Source organism: Archangium violaceum (assembly GCF_016887565.1).
Taxonomy (GTDB): Bacteria; Myxococcota; Myxococcia; order Myxococcales; family Myxococcaceae; genus Archangium; species Archangium violaceum_B.
Map to the genome: position 1 here is coordinate 4478301 of NZ_CP069396.1, position 14553 is coordinate 4492853.

16 protein-coding genes are annotated in these 14553 nt (G+C 67.7%); 10 read left to right on the forward strand and 6 right to left on the reverse strand.

The features are described 5' to 3' along the window. Positions 1-16: 16 nt before the first annotated feature. Positions 17-1417, reverse strand: coding sequence for an MATE family efflux transporter (locus JRI60_RS18540; protein WP_204227186.1), 1401 nt, complete (start codon positions 1415-1417; stop codon positions 17-19). 139 nt (positions 1418-1556) lie between these two features. Then, positions 1557-3194: an RNA repair transcriptional activator RtcR gene (gene rtcR, locus JRI60_RS18545; RefSeq protein WP_204227187.1), complete on the reverse strand. Its 1638-nt coding sequence runs from the start codon at positions 3192-3194 to the stop codon at positions 1557-1559. Between the two features lie 128 nt (positions 3195-3322). Here rtcR and JRI60_RS18550 point away from each other — a divergent pair, with 128 nt between their 5' ends. The 4 genes from JRI60_RS18550 (at position 3323) to JRI60_RS53435 (ending at position 7348) form a co-directional block, all read left to right on the forward strand. After that, entirely contained in the window at positions 3323-4558 is a 1236-nt protein-coding gene (locus JRI60_RS18550; protein WP_204227188.1) for an RtcB family protein, read from the forward strand. A gap of 207 nt (positions 4559-4765) precedes the next feature. Continuing rightward, complete coding sequence (rtcA, locus tag JRI60_RS18555) at positions 4766-5782, forward strand: RNA 3'-terminal phosphate cyclase (protein WP_204227189.1); 1017 nt, start codon at positions 4766-4768, stop codon at positions 5780-5782. A gap of 27 nt (positions 5783-5809) precedes the next feature. Further along, positions 5810-6961 carry a hypothetical protein gene (locus JRI60_RS18560; protein WP_204227190.1) on the forward strand — a complete coding sequence of 384 codons (1152 nt, stop codon included), beginning with the start codon at positions 5810-5812 and terminating at the stop codon, positions 6959-6961. Positions 6962-7135: 174 nt separating this feature from the next. Then, on the forward strand, positions 7136-7348 hold the full coding sequence (locus tag JRI60_RS53435; RefSeq protein ID WP_239470814.1) for a hypothetical protein: 213 nt from the start codon (positions 7136-7138) through the stop codon (positions 7346-7348). Positions 7349-7518: 170 nt separating this feature from the next. Here JRI60_RS53435 and JRI60_RS18565 read toward each other — a convergent pair whose 3' ends face one another. After that, the gene (locus tag JRI60_RS18565; RefSeq protein ID WP_204227191.1) at positions 7519-8214 is read right to left on the reverse strand and encodes a hypothetical protein; all 696 of its coding nucleotides are present in this window, start codon (positions 8212-8214) and stop codon (positions 7519-7521) included. 226 nt (positions 8215-8440) lie between these two features. On the opposite strand from JRI60_RS18565, the gene JRI60_RS18570 reads away from it, so the two are divergent. The 4 genes from JRI60_RS18570 (at position 8441) to ruvA (ending at position 11703) form a co-directional block, all read left to right on the forward strand. Then, positions 8441-9571 (forward strand): DNA-binding response regulator, encoded by a 1131-nt coding sequence (locus JRI60_RS18570; protein WP_204227192.1) that lies wholly within the window; start codon positions 8441-8443, stop codon positions 9569-9571. A gap of 108 nt (positions 9572-9679) precedes the next feature. Further along, positions 9680-10429 (forward strand): YebC/PmpR family DNA-binding transcriptional regulator, encoded by a 750-nt coding sequence (locus tag JRI60_RS18575; protein ID WP_204227193.1) that lies wholly within the window; start codon positions 9680-9682, stop codon positions 10427-10429. 87 nt (positions 10430-10516) lie between these two features. Next, the gene (ruvC, locus tag JRI60_RS18580; RefSeq protein WP_204227194.1) at positions 10517-11095 is read left to right on the forward strand and encodes a crossover junction endodeoxyribonuclease RuvC; all 579 of its coding nucleotides are present in this window, start codon (positions 10517-10519) and stop codon (positions 11093-11095) included. Continuing rightward, entirely contained in the window at positions 11092-11703 is a 612-nt protein-coding gene (gene ruvA, locus JRI60_RS18585; protein WP_204227195.1) for a Holliday junction branch migration protein RuvA, read from the forward strand. Before ruvC ends, ruvA begins: the two co-directional genes overlap by 4 nt. 14 nt (positions 11704-11717) lie before the next feature. Here the strand turns inward: ruvA and JRI60_RS18590 are convergent, their stop codons facing one another. Continuing rightward, positions 11718-11873, reverse strand: coding sequence for a hypothetical protein (locus tag JRI60_RS18590; protein WP_204227196.1), 156 nt, complete (start codon positions 11871-11873; stop codon positions 11718-11720). Positions 11874-11952: 79 nt separating this feature from the next. Here JRI60_RS18590 and JRI60_RS18595 point away from each other — a divergent pair, with 79 nt between their 5' ends. Next, positions 11953-12903: an ATP-grasp domain-containing protein gene (locus tag JRI60_RS18595; protein ID WP_239470601.1), complete on the forward strand. Its 951-nt coding sequence runs from the start codon at positions 11953-11955 to the stop codon at positions 12901-12903. Here the strand turns inward: JRI60_RS18595 and JRI60_RS18600 are convergent. Both JRI60_RS18600 and JRI60_RS54545 read right to left on the reverse strand, forming a co-directional pair. Beyond that, positions 12894-13541, reverse strand: a complete 648-nt coding sequence (locus JRI60_RS18600; RefSeq protein WP_204227198.1) for a TraR/DksA family transcriptional regulator — start codon at positions 13539-13541, stop codon at positions 12894-12896. The genes JRI60_RS18595 and JRI60_RS18600 overlap by 10 nt on opposite strands. 46 nt (positions 13542-13587) lie before the next feature. Beyond that, positions 13588-13716, reverse strand: coding sequence for a hypothetical protein (locus JRI60_RS54545; protein ID WP_275439355.1), 129 nt, complete (start codon positions 13714-13716; stop codon positions 13588-13590). A 99-nt stretch (positions 13717-13815) separates the two neighbouring features. Here JRI60_RS54545 and JRI60_RS18605 point away from each other — a divergent pair, with 99 nt between their 5' ends. After that, entirely contained in the window at positions 13816-14451 is a 636-nt protein-coding gene (locus JRI60_RS18605) for a hypothetical protein (RefSeq protein ID WP_204227199.1), read from the forward strand. Positions 14452-14553 lie beyond the last annotated feature (102 nt).

Consider the following 14553-nt stretch of genomic DNA (forward strand, 5'->3'; position numbering starts at 1 on the left):
GGAGTTCCCCAGCGCTTTAGCCGCCAACCGCCACCGCGGCGGGCTCCTCGGCCGAAGCGACGAGCGACTGTTTCTCCCAGGCCCGACTCTTCCAGCGGTACCAGAAGGTGAGGCCGCGGGTCCACTCATCCGCTGACACGGCGAGCCAGACACCGGCCAGGCCCAGGTTCAGCTTGAACACGAGGACGTAGCCCAGCGTCAGGCTCACGCACACCATCGAGATGAAGCCCATGTAGACGGTGAACCGGGCATCCCCCGTGGCGCGCAGGGCATTGACCAGGACGAGGTTGAAGGACCGCCCGGGTTCGAGGATGAGGCTCAGGAGGATGAGCTGCGAGGTCAGCTGGAGGATGTCTCCATCGGTGGTGAACAGGCCGATCAGCGGCTTGCGCAAGAGGATGGCGACCACATCCACCAGGACGGTGAGCGCCACGGCCCATTTCAAGCTCACCAGCACCCGGTGGTACGCGTCCTCGGTGCGGTTCGCGCCCACCAGCCGCCCGACGATGATGGCGGTTCCAGTGCCGATCGCGAGGCTGAACAGAAAGACGTACTGGGAGATGGAGATCGCATACTGCCTGGACGCCAGCGCCGTGGCGCCGAGGTAGGTGACGTAGTACACGAACACCGTCTGGCAGGATTGATACGTGAGCTGCTCGACGGCGGAAGGAACGCCGACCTTGAGGATCTTGCGGATGTACTCCTTCGAGAACGTCACATAGTCCCGAGGCACCATTCGGACCTCCATCACCCGGTACAGCATCCAGATGAAGACGAGGAGCGCGGCGGTGCGGCTGATGGCGGTGGAGATCGCCGCACCGGCCACTCCCATCGCGGGCAGCCCGAGGTGGCCGAAGATGAGCAGGTAGTTGACGAAGATGTGGAACACGTTCATCCCCAGCGACACGTACATGGACTGCCGGGTGAACCCGTACGTACGAATCAGGCTGGAGAAGGCGTTGATGAGCGCCTGCAGGAAGAGGAATCCGCCCGCGATTCCCATGTACGTCTGCGCATATGCCAGCACCTGGCCGCGCAGGTTCATGTGCGCGAGGATCGTGTTTCCGAACAGCAGCAGGCCCGCGCTGACCGTGATGCCGAGCAGGAAGTTCAGCGTGATGGCGAGGGCCCCGATCCTGGCCGCCTCCTGCGCCCTCCGGGCACCGAGGTACTGGGCGACGACGATGGCGGCGCCGTTGCTGATCACCGCCACGACCAGGATGCAGATGAAGATGTACTGATTGACCACGCCGACCGCGGAGACGGCCTCGTCGGACACACCGCTGATCATCAGCGTGTCCGCCGAGCCCATCAGCATGAACAGGAGGATTTCGAAGAAGATCGGCCAGGTCAGCCGGAACAACCCCAGGTCAGCCTTCTCCTGCGTACTTCCACTCTGCGTGACCGCTGCGTCCATCGATCCACCTGCACTTCCAGTTCGTTCCGCGCGCACCGGCATCTCTCATGCCCCGGCGTTGGCGTCGAGTGACGATCGCTCCGCGATACCTGCTTGCTTGCTTCTCGATGTTCGATAATTTGACCCCATACTTTGGGGCTCAGGCCACTTCGGAGAGCCCGCGCCCCGCGACATCGGCCCAACCCAGTCCGAAGCGGGCGAGGTACTTCCGAAGCCGATCCGCGTCGTTGACGCTTTTCTTCTGCGAGCGTGATTGGGCGAAGAGGGCCCGCCCCGCCTCGGACAGGGAGCGCGCCTGCCGGCACACGGCGAGTACCTCCGAGAGTTGCGCCCGGTCGAACCGGTCCAGCGCCTCGGCCCGCTCCTCCCCGAGCACCTCCACCACGAGGTCCACCGTCGAGACCTGCTTCGGCCCGCTCCGGGCCCACGCGGCGCGCAGCCGGTCGAGCTCCTCGTCCACGCCCTCGCGGGTGATGCGTCCACCCGGGGCGAGCGTCGCCATCCGCAGCACCGCCGCGTTGAGATCCCGGAAGTTGCCGCTCCAGCGCGCCTCGGGCGAGGTGGCGAAGCGCAGGAAATGCTCCTGCGCCTCCTTGTTCATCGTCACTTGAGTTCCGAGCGCCTGCGAGGCCTGGGCCAGCTCGTAGAGGAGGTTGGGCGGGATGTCCTCGGGCCGCTCGCGCAGGGGCGGCAACCGGAAGGTCCACAGGTTGATGCGCGCCAGCAGGTCCTCCCGGAAGCGCCCGCGCTCCACCTCGGCCTGGAGCTCCCTGTTGGTGCCGGCGATGAGCTGGAAGTCACTCTCCACCTCCTTGTCCGAGCCCACCGGCAGGAAGCGCTTGTCCTCGAGCGCTCGCAGCAGCATGGCCTGCTCGTCCGCGCCCAGCTCGCCAATCTCGTCGAGGAAGAGCACGCCGCCATTGGCCTGGCGCAACAGCCCCGGCCGATCGCTCAGCGCCCCCGTGAAGGCCCCCTTCACATGGCCGAAGAGCGCGGACATGGCTCCATCCCCGCGCAGGGTGGCGCAGTTGATGTCCACGAACGGGCCACTCACGTGCCGGCGCGCCTTCTTCAACTGATAGATGCGCCTGGCGAGCTGCGACTTGCCCGCACCGGTGGGCCCGGTGAGCAGCAGCGGCGCGCGCGAGCGGGTGGCCACTTGTTCGATGCGCTCGATGAGCCGGTTGAAGGCCGGGTTGCGCGTGTCGATGCCCGCCTTGAGGAAGGACAGGCCCTCGCGCTGCTCCTGCTGGAAGCGCCTCGCCAGGGTGTCGTACTTCGACAGATCGAGGTCGATGAGGGCGTGCTCCCCCGGCCCCCCGTGGTCCCGGCCCGACCGGGGGGGTGATGTCTGCACCAGCCGCCCCGGGATGTGCCGGCTCTCCACCAGGAGGAACATGCTGATCTGCACGATGTGCGTCCCGGTGGTGATGTGGACGAAGTAGTCCTCCTGCTCGGGCTGGAAGGGGTACGCCTTCACGTAGTCGAGCAGCGCCCCGTACGTCTCCTCGAGATCCCACGGGTCCTGGATGGTCAGCACGGTGGGGCGCACGCGCGTCTCGGGTGACACCTGGGCGATGTCCTCCGTCACCGTCCGCACGAGCTCGTCATGCCCTGGCAGCGTGAGCAGCTCCAGCCGGTGCACGACCAGGTCCTCCTGCTGACACAGGCCCACCGTGGGGCGCCACTTCTCCCACCGCTTGGGGCCCCGCCCCATGTCCAGCGTCGTCCCCAGCATCCCGAGGACCACCGTCTCGCGCGCCTGCGTCTTCGCCATGGGGATAGGACCTTATCCTGCTGGATAGGAAAACGGGCAGGGGATTTGGCCGCTCCCTCTGGAGGCGGGCTGGCACGCGCCCTGCTCTAGGGAGCCGGCAAGAACGACGGATTCCGAAGGAGCAGGTCATGCAGACGCAGCGCAACTACGAGGTGCTGTCGAACGAGGCGGGTGGGGTGCCCATCAAGGCGTGGACGCTGGGCGTGCCGTTCGAGGACGAGGCGAAGAAGCAGCTGCGCGCCATCTCGTCGCTGCCCTTCATCCACAAGTGGATCGCCGTGATGCCGGACGTGCACCGCGGAAACGGCGCGACGGTGGGGAGCGTGGTGGCGACGGCGGGCGCGGTGATTCCGGCCGCGGTGGGCGTGGACATCGGCTGCGGGATGATCGCCGTGCGCACCACGCTGCGCGCGGAGCAGCTCCCGGACTCGCTCGGGAAGGTGCGCTCGGCCATCGAGCAGGCGGTGCCGCACGGCCGGACGGACAACGGCGGCCGGAACGACCGTGGCGCGTGGCAGGACGCGCCCGCCATGCACCGCGAGGCCTGGGGCCGCCTGAAGCCCGGCTACGACGCCATCATCGCCAAGCACCCGCGCATCGACCGGGGACCGGAGCTGGGGCACCTCGGGACGCTGGGGACGGGGAACCACTTCATCGAGGTGTGCCTGGATGAGGCCGGCCACGTGTGGCTGATGCTGCACAGCGGCTCGCGCGGGGTGGGGAACCGGATCGGAAGCCACTTCATCGAGCTGGCGAAGGAGGACATGCGCCGCTTCTTCATCCACCTGCCGGACCAGGAGCTGGCGTACCTGCCCGAGGGGACGGAGTACTTCGAGGACTACATCCACGCGGTGAGCTGGGCGCAGGAGTACGCGGCGACCAACCGCGAGCTGATGCTGCGCTCGGTGGTGGAGGCGCTGAAGGCGAGCGGTGAGCTGCCGGAGTTCGAGCTGACCGAGGCGGCGGTGAACTGCCACCACAACTACGTGGCGCGCGAGCACCACTACGGGAAGAACGTGCTGGTGACGCGCAAGGGGGCGGTGCGGGCGCGGGAGGGGGACCTGGGAATCATCCCCGGGAGCATGGGAGCGCGCTCGTACATCGTGCGAGGGAAGGGGAACGCGGAGGCGTTCCACTCGTGCAGCCACGGAGCGGGCCGGGTGATGTCGCGCGAGGCGGCGAAGCGGCGCTTCACGCTGGATGACCACGCGAAGGCGACGGAGGGAATCGAGTGCCGGAAGGACGCGGAGGTCATCGACGAGACGCCGGCGGCCTACAAGCCGATCGACGCGGTGATGGCGGCGCAGGCGGACCTGGTCGACGTCGTCCACACCTTGCGCCAGGTGGTGTGCGTGAAGGGATGACTCCGAGCATGGGAGGAAGACACATGAGGGGATAGAGACATCGAGATGCCCGCTCTCTCCGAGACTTCGGTCGCTAGGATGAGGGAGCGGGCATCGCTACGTTCTCCATCCACCCCATCCCCCACCTCCTCCCTCTCCCGCCGGGAGAGGGTCGGGGTGAGGGTATCGGGGCCATGGGTTGGCACAGTGCATTTGGGGGTACCGGAAATGATTCGCATCGATGGCTCGAAGGGGGAGGGCGGAGGACAGGTGCTGCGCACGTCGCTGGCGCTGTCGCTGGTGACGGGAACACCCTTCCAGATGGTGAACATCCGAGCGGGACGCTCGAAGCCGGGGCTGCTGCGCCAGCACCTCACGGCGGTGAAGGCGGCGGAGGCGGTGGGGGAGGCAGAGGTCACGGGAGCGGAGCTGCACTCGAAGGAGCTGACCTTCCGGCCTCGGCGGGTGAAGCCCGGGGACTACCACTTCGCGGTGGGAACGGCGGGGAGCGCGACGCTGGTGCTGCAGACGGTGCTGCCGGCGCTGCTGAGCGCGAGTGGCCCGTCGACGCTGGTGCTCGAGGGCGGTACGCACAACCCGGCGGCGCCGCCGTTCGACTTCCTGGCGAAGTCGTACCTGCCGCTCGTGAGGCGGATGGGGCCGGAGGTGGAGGCGACGCTGGAGCGGCCCGGGTTCTTCCCGGCGGGGGGAGGGAAGTTCAGCGTGAGCGTGCTGCCCGCGCCGCTGAAGCCCCTGCACCTGCCCGAGCGGGGGAAGGTGGTGCGGCGGCAGGCCACGGCGATGATCGCGCAGGTGCCGTACGACGTGGCCAAGAGGGAACTGGAGACCGTGGGGAGGAAGCTCGGGTGGTACCCGGATGAGCGGCGGGTCGAAGAGCTGAAGCGCTCGGTGGGGCCGGGGAACGTGGTGAGCCTGGAGGTCGAGAGCGAGCACGTCACGGAGGTGTTCACCTCGTTCGGGGAGCGGGGCGTGCGAGCGGAGGACGTGGCGGAGTCCGCGGCGGAAGAGGCCCGGGTGTATCTGGAGGCCGGTGTGCCCGTGGGCGAGCACCTGTGTGATCAGCTCATGCTGTTGCTCGCGCTGGCGCGTGGGGGCTCGTTCCGGACGCTACCGCTCGATGGGCATGCGCAGACGCAAATCGAAACGTTCGCGCATTTCCTGGATGTGAAGGTTTCCGTGAACGAGTTGTCGCCGCAGGTACGCGAGGTGGAGGTTCGAGGTTAGAGGTCGAGGATGGACAGGGTGATTGCCATGGATCGAATTGTCGTTCCCGAGCTCCCGCTTGCGTATGCGGATCTGGCTTCCGCTGGTGAGGAACTTACCAGCCGATTGGTACCCCAGGTTCTCACCGGATTGGGGGATCTCCTTGGCATCAAACCCCCGCCAATCTCCAAGAAAAAACGATCCGCGATAAGACGCAGGGTTCAGCAATACCTGCTGGCATCACGTGGTTATCTTCTGGGATCGCAACTCGTGGATGAGGAACTCTCTCCGCCGCTCGCGCGATATGCTTTTCGTGAGGGTGAGATTCGGCAGAGCCTGATGCTTGGGGCCAGTGCCGAGCACGGCGAGTACGATGCGTGCGTCATTTTGTTACGACGTCTGCAAGAGCAAGCTGCTCGGCCAGATGGGTCGTCATTGCCTGGGTATGCCGAGGCTCGTGACGCGGTGGACGCATTGGCGTCTGAAGTCGCCACTGTGTTGGAAACCAGGGACATTCGTCCGAACCTCAATGGCTGGTACCAGTTGAAGTCGGCGAACAAAGTGATGCACTTCTCGCAGAGAATCGGTCCAGTGGTTCGACACTGGCGCCGGCAGGAGCCCAAGCGGCTCACGCAAGGTCTTGTTGTCCAGTTGTTGCACGAGTACCGTGACTCCGCTGCCATCTTCGAGTTGCTCATCGGTCGGTTGATCGGTGTCTGGCTCATCGCGAATGGGCAAGCGGTCGAGTGGCACGACTTGGACAAGCAGGGACTTGCCAGCCACCTCAATCGCGCGAGTTCCGGTAGGGTCGGACCCCATCTGCAAGTGCTCGGTCGAGGAATTGAGCGCGGTGTGCGAAATGCCCTCGCCCATGGTCATCCCATCATGAACCGGCGGAACGGGAAGGTGGAGTTCCATGACCGCGGCGGTCTGGCGGCTGAATGGTCGGCTGCGGAGTTCTATCGGAACACCCGGCGGCTTTCCGCGTTTGTATTCGCCATGCTGGCTTTCGACAGCCAATTTCAATTGGTGCACTACCGCAGGAGCATCGAGTTCCTGGCGAGCCAGGCCATTGCCGCAGGAGCCAAGCCTCGGGAGATCGAGTTGAAGACAAGGAGCGGGCGCGCTCGTCGCACAACTCCTGCGAGCCGTGGCCGCTCGAGTCGGATCACAAAACGGCGTATCTCCCGCTCCAGGTGAGATCGCCGGAGTCGCGGGGGCGATGATTTCTGGGTAGGGACCTTCTGAATCCGAATCACCACGACAGACTGGGAGTGGAGCCGGGCTCGTTTCTGTGGCTGCGACTCTGGCACGCTCCCCCGGGGCGCGAAGTTGCGATAGGAAGGGGTCGTGGCCGATTTCACCGAAGAGCAGATGAATTCCGCACTCCGCCGCGCCAGCCAGGAGCTGTCTTTTCCCAGCTACTACGAGGCTTGTGTTCGGCCTCTTCTTCGTAACCCGGAGGGCCACTGGCCTCGGTGCTGTGCTGGTGGGTGTGAGCCGTGCGCACAGACCCTTATCAAGGTGGCGCTGCGGACTCTGGAACTCCTCGGAACTCCTCGAGTCACTCCCATTCCAGAGTGGTGACGCGGTGGGGTCGTGAGGCGGGCCCCGTGATTCTTGGGTAGACCCTCACCCCAGCCCTCTCCCAGAGGGAGAGGGGGCCTACACGGATTCAACTTGATGGGTTCGATACCCTCACCCCGACCCTCTCCCAGAGGGAGAGGGAGGGTTGTTCTTGATTGGAGAAGGGGATTTCAGAAGAGGCGCACTCCCAGGCCCAGGCGCACTCCGTAGCCAAGGCGGGTCTGTGTCACCCCTCGCAGCTCCTTGAAGATGTCTACGCCCAGTTCGCCCACCGCCGACAGCGACAGGTCCTCTCCCAGGTAGATCTCCGCTCCACCCCCCGCCATCGGCTTCACCCTCCACGTCCCGCTCGGGCTCAGCCCCAGGTCGTACGGCACCTCCACCAGCCCCACCGCCCTCACGGTCTCCGCGACCTTCCCGCTCACCACCACCGCCGGATTCACCCGCAGGAACCACCCCTTCAGGTTCTGCTCGTCGAAGTACCGGCTCCCCGTGTTCCCCGTCACTCCCAGTCCCAGCTCCGTCGCCACCGTCCACTTCTCCGTGTCCGTCCACACCTGCACCCGCCCCACCGCTTCCCCCGTCACCGACAGCCGCAGATAGTCGAACCGGCCTCGCGCCCCGATCTCCCAGCCCCCAACCCCCTGCCGGTACGCCGCCCCGATCTCCGGCACCCCCACCCACCCGGACACCGCCGTCGCCCCGTCCGGCATCGTCGCCGGCGCCACCACCGCCCCGAAGTTCTCCCGCTTCGCTTCCGCACTCACCGCCACCGCCGCAGGCTCCGCGGTCGTCTCCTGCGCCTTCGTCTCCTGCGCCACCGCCACCCACGGCACGAGCACTCCCACCAGCATCAGTCGTGTCATAGGCCGCGCACTCTGGCTCCTCGCCCCCTCGCCCGTCGAGCCTTTCCTCAACCCCTCCGTTGATGCTTACCCAACAATTTCAAGCCCTTGGGTCCTGGTATGCTACCTTCTTCTCCGCTATAGCGGAGCCCACCCGCATTTCCTGGTAGTCTTCATTCTTCGTGTAATGTAGTTTTTTGCTGGAAGTGGACCCCGGTCCCACGGATCGTCGCTCCAGGAGCCCCCCATGGTCGCCAGTTCGCACCGCGCCACCGTCCTCGAGCCCGCGGCCTCGTCCGCCTCCGCCGACGTCAGCCCCCGTCGGCGCTCCACCCGTTTCCGTCCCCGCGTCCTGCTCGTCCAGTCCGACAAGGACGCGCGCTCCTCCCTCGCCCTGGGCCTCGTCAGCGCCGGCTTCGAGGTGCTCGCCGCTCCCTCCGTCGAGGACATCCTCGGCGAGCTCGGTCCGGGCTGCCCTCTGCCGCACCTCGTCATCGCCCAGGTCGAGCCCTCCGGAGATGGTCTGGACGGCTTCGCCTTGTGCGAGAAGCTCCGCGCCGACGCCCGCACCGAGCACCTCCCGGTCTACCTGCTCTCGCGCTACGAGGAGCCCCACCACCGCGAGCTCGCCGATGCCGTGCGCGCCGATGATTACCTCCTCCAGCCGCCCTCGGAGGTGGTGGTGTCGCTCGCCCGTCTCAAGGCGGGCCGCAGCACCTCCACCCCCGCCTACGAGGCCCATACCGCACGGCTGCCCCTCGCCCAGGTCGTCCACTCGCTCCTGTGCGGCTCCCGCGCCGGCCGCGTCGAGCTGCGCGACAACGAGGGCTGGCTCTCCTTCCGCCAGGGCCACGTGGTGGATGCCTCCTTCTCCGGCGAGCGCGGTCTCACCGCCATGCGCCGCCTGCTCTTCTTCGGCTCGGGTGCCTACGCCGTGTCCTTCGGGGACGTGCCCGCCGAGGGCAAGCCGCTCATCAACCTGAAGATCTACGCCTCGCTGCTGCTACCCGCCGCCGAGCGTTTCTCCGCCCTGTGCTCCCTCGGCATCCCCCTGTCCGCCCGCCTCATGGTGGACTTCAAGCGGCTGGCCGACGTGCTCAAGTCCCTGCCCGATGACCTCGGTCAGGTCATCCGTCTCTTCGACGGCCAGCGCACCGTGCACACCGCCCTGCTGGAGTGCAGTCTGCCGGAGGTGACCACCCTCGAGGCGGTGACGTGCCTGTACGCCCAGGGCGTGCTGGTCCCGGCCAACCTCATCGCCGAGCGCGAGCCCCCGCCGCTCGTCATCCCGCCCTTCTTCGAGCCGGTGCTGGACCCCGAGGAGGAGGAGCCCTTCTCCGAGGCCTTCGAGTCCACGGGGCCCTCCCAGGCGGCCTGAGCCGGACTGCCCGGCGCCGCGCCAGAAGTTATCTCTCGGTGTTTGACTCCGCCTCCCCGTCCGGGCGAGAAGGCGCGGCGTCGCATCGTCGAGGAGCGTCATCCCACCATGTCCGGTCACAACCGATGGTCGAAGATCAAGCGGCAGAAGGCCGCGATGGGTGCGAGCAAGGGCAAGCTCTACACCAAGGTCATCAAGGAGCTCACCGTCTCCGCCAGGTTGGGAGGGGGCAACCCCGACGGTAACGCTCGGCTGCGCGTGGCCATCGCCGCGGCGCGCGAGGCCAACATGCCCAACGACACCATCCAGCGCGCCATCAAGAAGGGCACCGGCGAGCTCGAGGGCGCCGCCTACGAGGAGATCGTCTACGAGGGCTATGGTCCCGGCGGCGTCGCCGTGCTCGTGGAGTGTCTCACCGACAACCGCAACCGCTCCGCCAGCGACGTGCGCTCCATGTTCTCCAAGGAGGGCGGCAACCTGGGCGCCGAAGGCTCGGTGAACTGGATGTTCCACAAGAAGGGCATCATCACCGTCAAGCCCGGCCCCTCCGAGGACCAGGTGATGGAGAAGGCCATCGAGGCCGGCGCCGAGGACGTCATCAACCACGGTGACGAGGGCTTCGAGGTGCGCACCGTCCCGGCCGACCTGCACGCCGTGGCCGCCAGCCTGGAGCAGGCGGGCCTGAAGCTGGGCGAGCAGAAGTGGACGTACATCCCCCAGAACACCGTCAAGCTCGAGGGCGACAACGCCAAGAAGATGCTCAAGCTGATGGAGCTGCTCGAGGACAACGACGACGTGCAGAACGTGCACGCCAACTTCGAGATGGATGACGCCCTGATGGAGTCGCTCTCGGCGTAGTGGGATGGAAAGGGCACATCGACAGGCGGGCGGCCCGCGCGTTATAGGGCTGGCTGAACCCCTGTTCCGTTGTCCCCGGAGAGGCACTTGCGCGTCCTAGGCATCGACCCCGGCAGCCGTTTCATGGGGTATGGCGTGGTGGAGGAGCGGCGCGGCCGGCTGATCCATGTGGGGCATGGTGTCATCAAGGTGGACGCCGATGCCCCCCTGGAGCTGCGGCTCAAGGACCTGCATGGCGCCCTCATGACGGCCCTGAAGCTCTACCGGCCCGAGGCCGTGGCGGTGGAAGGCGTCTTCACCTTCCGCAACGCCCGCAGCGCGCTCGTCCTCGGGCACGCGCGTGGGGTGGCCCTGCTGGCCGCCGCCCAGGCGGGACTCTCCGTCCACGAGTACCCGCCCGCTCGCGTGAAGCGCGCGGTGGGCGCGGGCGGCGCCGCCGACAAGGACGCGGTGGCTCGCATGGTGTGCACCTTCCTCTCGCTCGAGGAGCTGGAGCGCTCGGATGCCAGCGACGCGCTCGCGGTGGCGCTCTGCCACCTCAACCATGGCCGGGCCGCCGTGCCAGTCTCGAGCAGGGGCAAGGTCTCGAAGTCGCGCCGCAAGTCGGCGCAGGCGCAGCTGGCGGACCGGCTGGCGCCGTCCTACCGGCGTCCGGAGGCGAGATGATCGCGGCACTGCGTGGCATCGTTCAGGAGAAGAGCCTCGACGAGGCCATCATCGACGTGGGTGGCGTGGGCTACCGCGTCTTCTTCTCCTCCCTGACGCTCGGGAAGCTGCCTCCCGAGGGCGAGTCCGTGAAGGTGCGGGTTCGCACCGTGGTGCGCGAGGACGCCTTCGAGCTGTTCGGCTTCCTCTCGCGGGCCGAGGAGGAGCTGTTCCTGTTGCTCAACTCGGTGTCCCACGTGGGCCCCAGGCTCGCGCTGGCGGTGCTCTCCGGCATGGAGATACCGGAGCTGGTGGTCGCGCTGGGCCGGGGCGAGGTGGCTCGCCTCACCAAGATTCACGGGGTGGGGAAGAAGACCGCCGAGCGGCTCGTGCTGGAGCTCAAGGACAAGGTGAAGACGCTGCACCTGGAGCAGGTGGCCGCGCAGGCGACGCCAGCCTCGCCCGTGTCCGGGCACATGGCGGACCTGGTCTCCGCCCTCATCAACCTGGGCTACAAGCAGCCCCAGGCGGAGAAGGCCGCGGAGTCCGCCAGCGAGCGGCTCGGCGGAGAGGCCGCCTTCCAGGCTCTCTTCCGCGAGGCCCTCAAGGTGCTGCGCACCAGCGCCTGACACCCCGCCGGGAGCTAGCGGTTGCTACCTCCTTCCTCGCCCACCGCCATCGTCGTCAGGCGATCGGTGGGCTTCGGCTTGTCGGGCTTGCTCGGCTGCTTGTCGGCGGGCTTCCGGGGCTTGGGCAGCGCGAACTTGATGAACGGCGGACCCTTCCGCGTCTTCGTCACGACATTTCCCTCCTTGGATGTCCATCTTCAGGACTGCAAGGCCCGGACCATGTGCGGGTCCCATTCCCGGGGGAGTGCCTTGAGAATCGGCGTCTTTGGCCCGGCGGCGGATGTGCAGTGCAGGGCGGTGGCTCGCGAGGCCGCCGCGCTCGGCGCGGACACGCTCTTCATCGAGCCCGATGCGCTCGACCGGGGCCTGCCGCTGTCGATGCTCGACGGGCGGACGCTCTACCTCGGTGAGCCGGTGGACGATGTCCGGGGCTTCTACCTCCGCGGCATCCCCGCCCCCTACGCCCCCTCCCTGGAGCGCGATGGGGAGCTCGTCCTCTACGAGGACTGGTTCACCACCTTCATGCACACGCGCGAGCGGGCCTCGTACTACGTGGCGTGGTTGCTCCAGCTCGCCCACCGGGGCGTCACGCTGGTCAACGGCCCTCATGCGGCGAGCGTCATGCAGTACAAGCCCTTCCAGCTCCACGCGCTCAGGAGCCTCGGGGCGCGGGTGCCTCGGACGCTCATCTCGAACGATCCGGCCGCCATCCGCGCCTTCCACGCCGAGGTGAAGGACGTCATCTTCAAGCCCATCATGGGCGGCGCCGTCACCCGGGTGCTGGAGGGCGAGGCGCTCGGGCGGCTCGAGGACGTCACCGCCTCGCCCGTCATCTTCCAGGAGCGCATTCCGGGCGCCGACCTGCGCGTCATGCTGGTGGGCGAAGAGATCGTCTCGTCCGTGGCCATCGAGACGCCCGAGCAGCACCTCGACTTCCGGGCGGACCCCGTCTACAGCGGCGGCGGGGCCTCCTACCGCGAGGTGCCGCTCCCCGAGCCCATCCAGCGCTTCTGCCGGGAGGCGGCGCGCGCGTGCGGCCTCACCTTCGCCGGCATCGACATCAAGCACCAGGGGGACGACTGGGTGTTCCTGGAGCTCAACAGCTCGCCCATCTACCTGGATGTCGAGCTGAAGCTGGGGCACCCCATCAGCCGCGCGATCGCCCGGTGCGTGGTGGAGGGGGCGAGGCCTCAGAAGTAGAGGACGGGGACCTGGGGCTCGGGTGGCTCGTCCGGGACGCCCTCGCGCTTGCGCTGGCAGGCGGCGCAGCACTCCGCCCAGGGTACCAGTTGCAGGCGCTCCAGCAGGATGGCGGTGCCGCAGTCCTCGCACTGTCCGTACGGCGTGGGTGTCATGGCCAGCTTCCTCAGCGCCCCCTGCACACGGGGGAGCAGCACGGGGTCCTTCTCCTCGCCCGACTCGGCCGCGTCGCGGAGCTGCTCCTGCTGCTCCTCGTCGAGCGACGTCCACACCCAATCGGGGGGCTTCTGGCCCGACAGCAGATAGTGGAGGACGTGGAGCTGGTGCTCGGCCTCGCGGCGCTGGGCCTCGCGGCGCATGTTCACGAGCGCCGGGTTCTCCATCAACTTCGCCAGCCGCTTCTGGACCTCACCACGCAGTGTGGCGTCCCGGGTCAGGAGGTCGATGTAGGCCGAGGGGGTCAGGCCCTGGGGCTCGCAGATCTGCTGGAGCACGCGCTCGAAGATCGGTTCGATACCGACGGTCGCGGCGGTGGGAATCCACCCGGTGGACGAGGCCAGCGCATCGAGCGTGGAGAGCACTGTCCGGTGGATGTCGGGCCACGGAGGCGGGGGACCTTCTGGGGAACCGTTCGTCATGCCTGGAGGTATCTAATCACACGGAAACGGGGTGCACACGCTCCCACTACGGTTGAGCGGGCGAGGGGAGCGACTCCGGGTGCGGTGGGCCGCGGGCGGCGAACGTGGCGCAGCCGGAGGCCAGCAGGAGCAGGGGCACGAGCCCGGCCGCGAGCGGGGCGCGGGAAGAGGGCATGGCCGCCAACGTACCAAGCGGGGGGCGTGTCGCTTCGCTTGAATCCGAGGTGTGTCCCGGGCCAGATAACAGGGCTCGGTGCCCCAGGAGGCGATTGCGATGTCCGGTGCTTCGCGGTGGTGGGACAGTGCCAGGGAGTGGGCGGGGAAGTTGCCCGTGGGTCTGGCCGGTGACGTGTCGGTGGACGTGGCTCGCAAGCGGCTGCGCTTGTCCCACGCACGGGTGGAGGCCATCACCCGGCGGGTGCTGCGCGACGTGCGTCCGCTGACGCTGGGCGACTGGGCCCACCTGCCGAAGACCTATGACGTGCGGCTGGCGGTCTCCGGCTGGAAGCTGCGCGTGGAGGTGGCCCTGGAGCGGCTGGAGCTGGTGTCGGGCCGCTACCACCTGACGCTCCTCACCCCGGGCCGGGTGGACCTGGAGGAGTCGAAGATGGCCTCGGCGCTGGTGCAGGGCGTGTTGCGCGTGGGCGGAGGCAAGGCCGCGCTGCGCACCGTGCTCGACCAGGTGATGCCCGAGGGGCTGAGCTGGGACGGACAGCGCTTCCGGGTGTCTGGGGCGCTGCCGAAGGAGGGCGCGGTGTCGGCGCGGCTCTTCGAGTCCTCCTCGCTCCTGATGAACGCCGAGCACGAGCCGGAAGGCGTGTGGCTGTCGGCCGAGGCCTGGCCCGGGCTGGTCGACCTGATGCAGGCCGTGCTCAGCGTGGACCTCCCCCGCAAGCCGCCGGGAACCTGACTCTGAGAACCCGGTAATTCCAGGGTCCATGGCCCAGGAGGGGTGACACGTCATCCCGGAAGATGGTAAGTGCGAACTTAACGCTTTGCGGGAGGTGACACC

Coding starts and splice junctions, on each gene's coding strand:
- JRI60_RS18540 (WP_204227186.1), bottom strand. CDS start 1,417: ATGGACGCAGCGGTCACGCAGAGTGGAAGTACGCAGGAGAAGGCTGAC.
- rtcR (WP_204227187.1), bottom strand. CDS start 3,194: ATGGCGAAGACGCAGGCGCGCGAGACGGTGGTCCTCGGGATGCTGGGG.
- JRI60_RS18600 (WP_204227198.1), bottom strand. CDS start 13,541: ATGACGAACGGTTCCCCAGAAGGTCCCCCGCCTCCGTGGCCCGACATC.
- JRI60_RS18605 (WP_204227199.1), top strand. CDS start 13,816: ATGTCCGGTGCTTCGCGGTGGTGGGACAGTGCCAGGGAGTGGGCGGGG.
- JRI60_RS18575 (WP_204227193.1), top strand. CDS start 9,680: ATGTCCGGTCACAACCGATGGTCGAAGATCAAGCGGCAGAAGGCCGCG.
- JRI60_RS18565 (WP_204227191.1), bottom strand. CDS start 8,214: ATGACACGACTGATGCTGGTGGGAGTGCTCGTGCCGTGGGTGGCGGTG.
- JRI60_RS18560 (WP_204227190.1), top strand. CDS start 5,810: ATGGATCGAATTGTCGTTCCCGAGCTCCCGCTTGCGTATGCGGATCTG.
- JRI60_RS54545 (WP_275439355.1), bottom strand. CDS start 13,716: ATGCCCTCTTCCCGCGCCCCGCTCGCGGCCGGGCTCGTGCCCCTGCTC.
- JRI60_RS53435 (WP_239470814.1), top strand. CDS start 7,136: ATGAATTCCGCACTCCGCCGCGCCAGCCAGGAGCTGTCTTTTCCCAGC.
- ruvA (WP_204227195.1), top strand. CDS start 11,092: ATGATCGCGGCACTGCGTGGCATCGTTCAGGAGAAGAGCCTCGACGAG.
- JRI60_RS18570 (WP_204227192.1), top strand. CDS start 8,441: ATGGTCGCCAGTTCGCACCGCGCCACCGTCCTCGAGCCCGCGGCCTCG.
- JRI60_RS18550 (WP_204227188.1), top strand. CDS start 3,323: ATGCAGACGCAGCGCAACTACGAGGTGCTGTCGAACGAGGCGGGTGGG.
- rtcA (WP_204227189.1), top strand. CDS start 4,766: ATGATTCGCATCGATGGCTCGAAGGGGGAGGGCGGAGGACAGGTGCTG.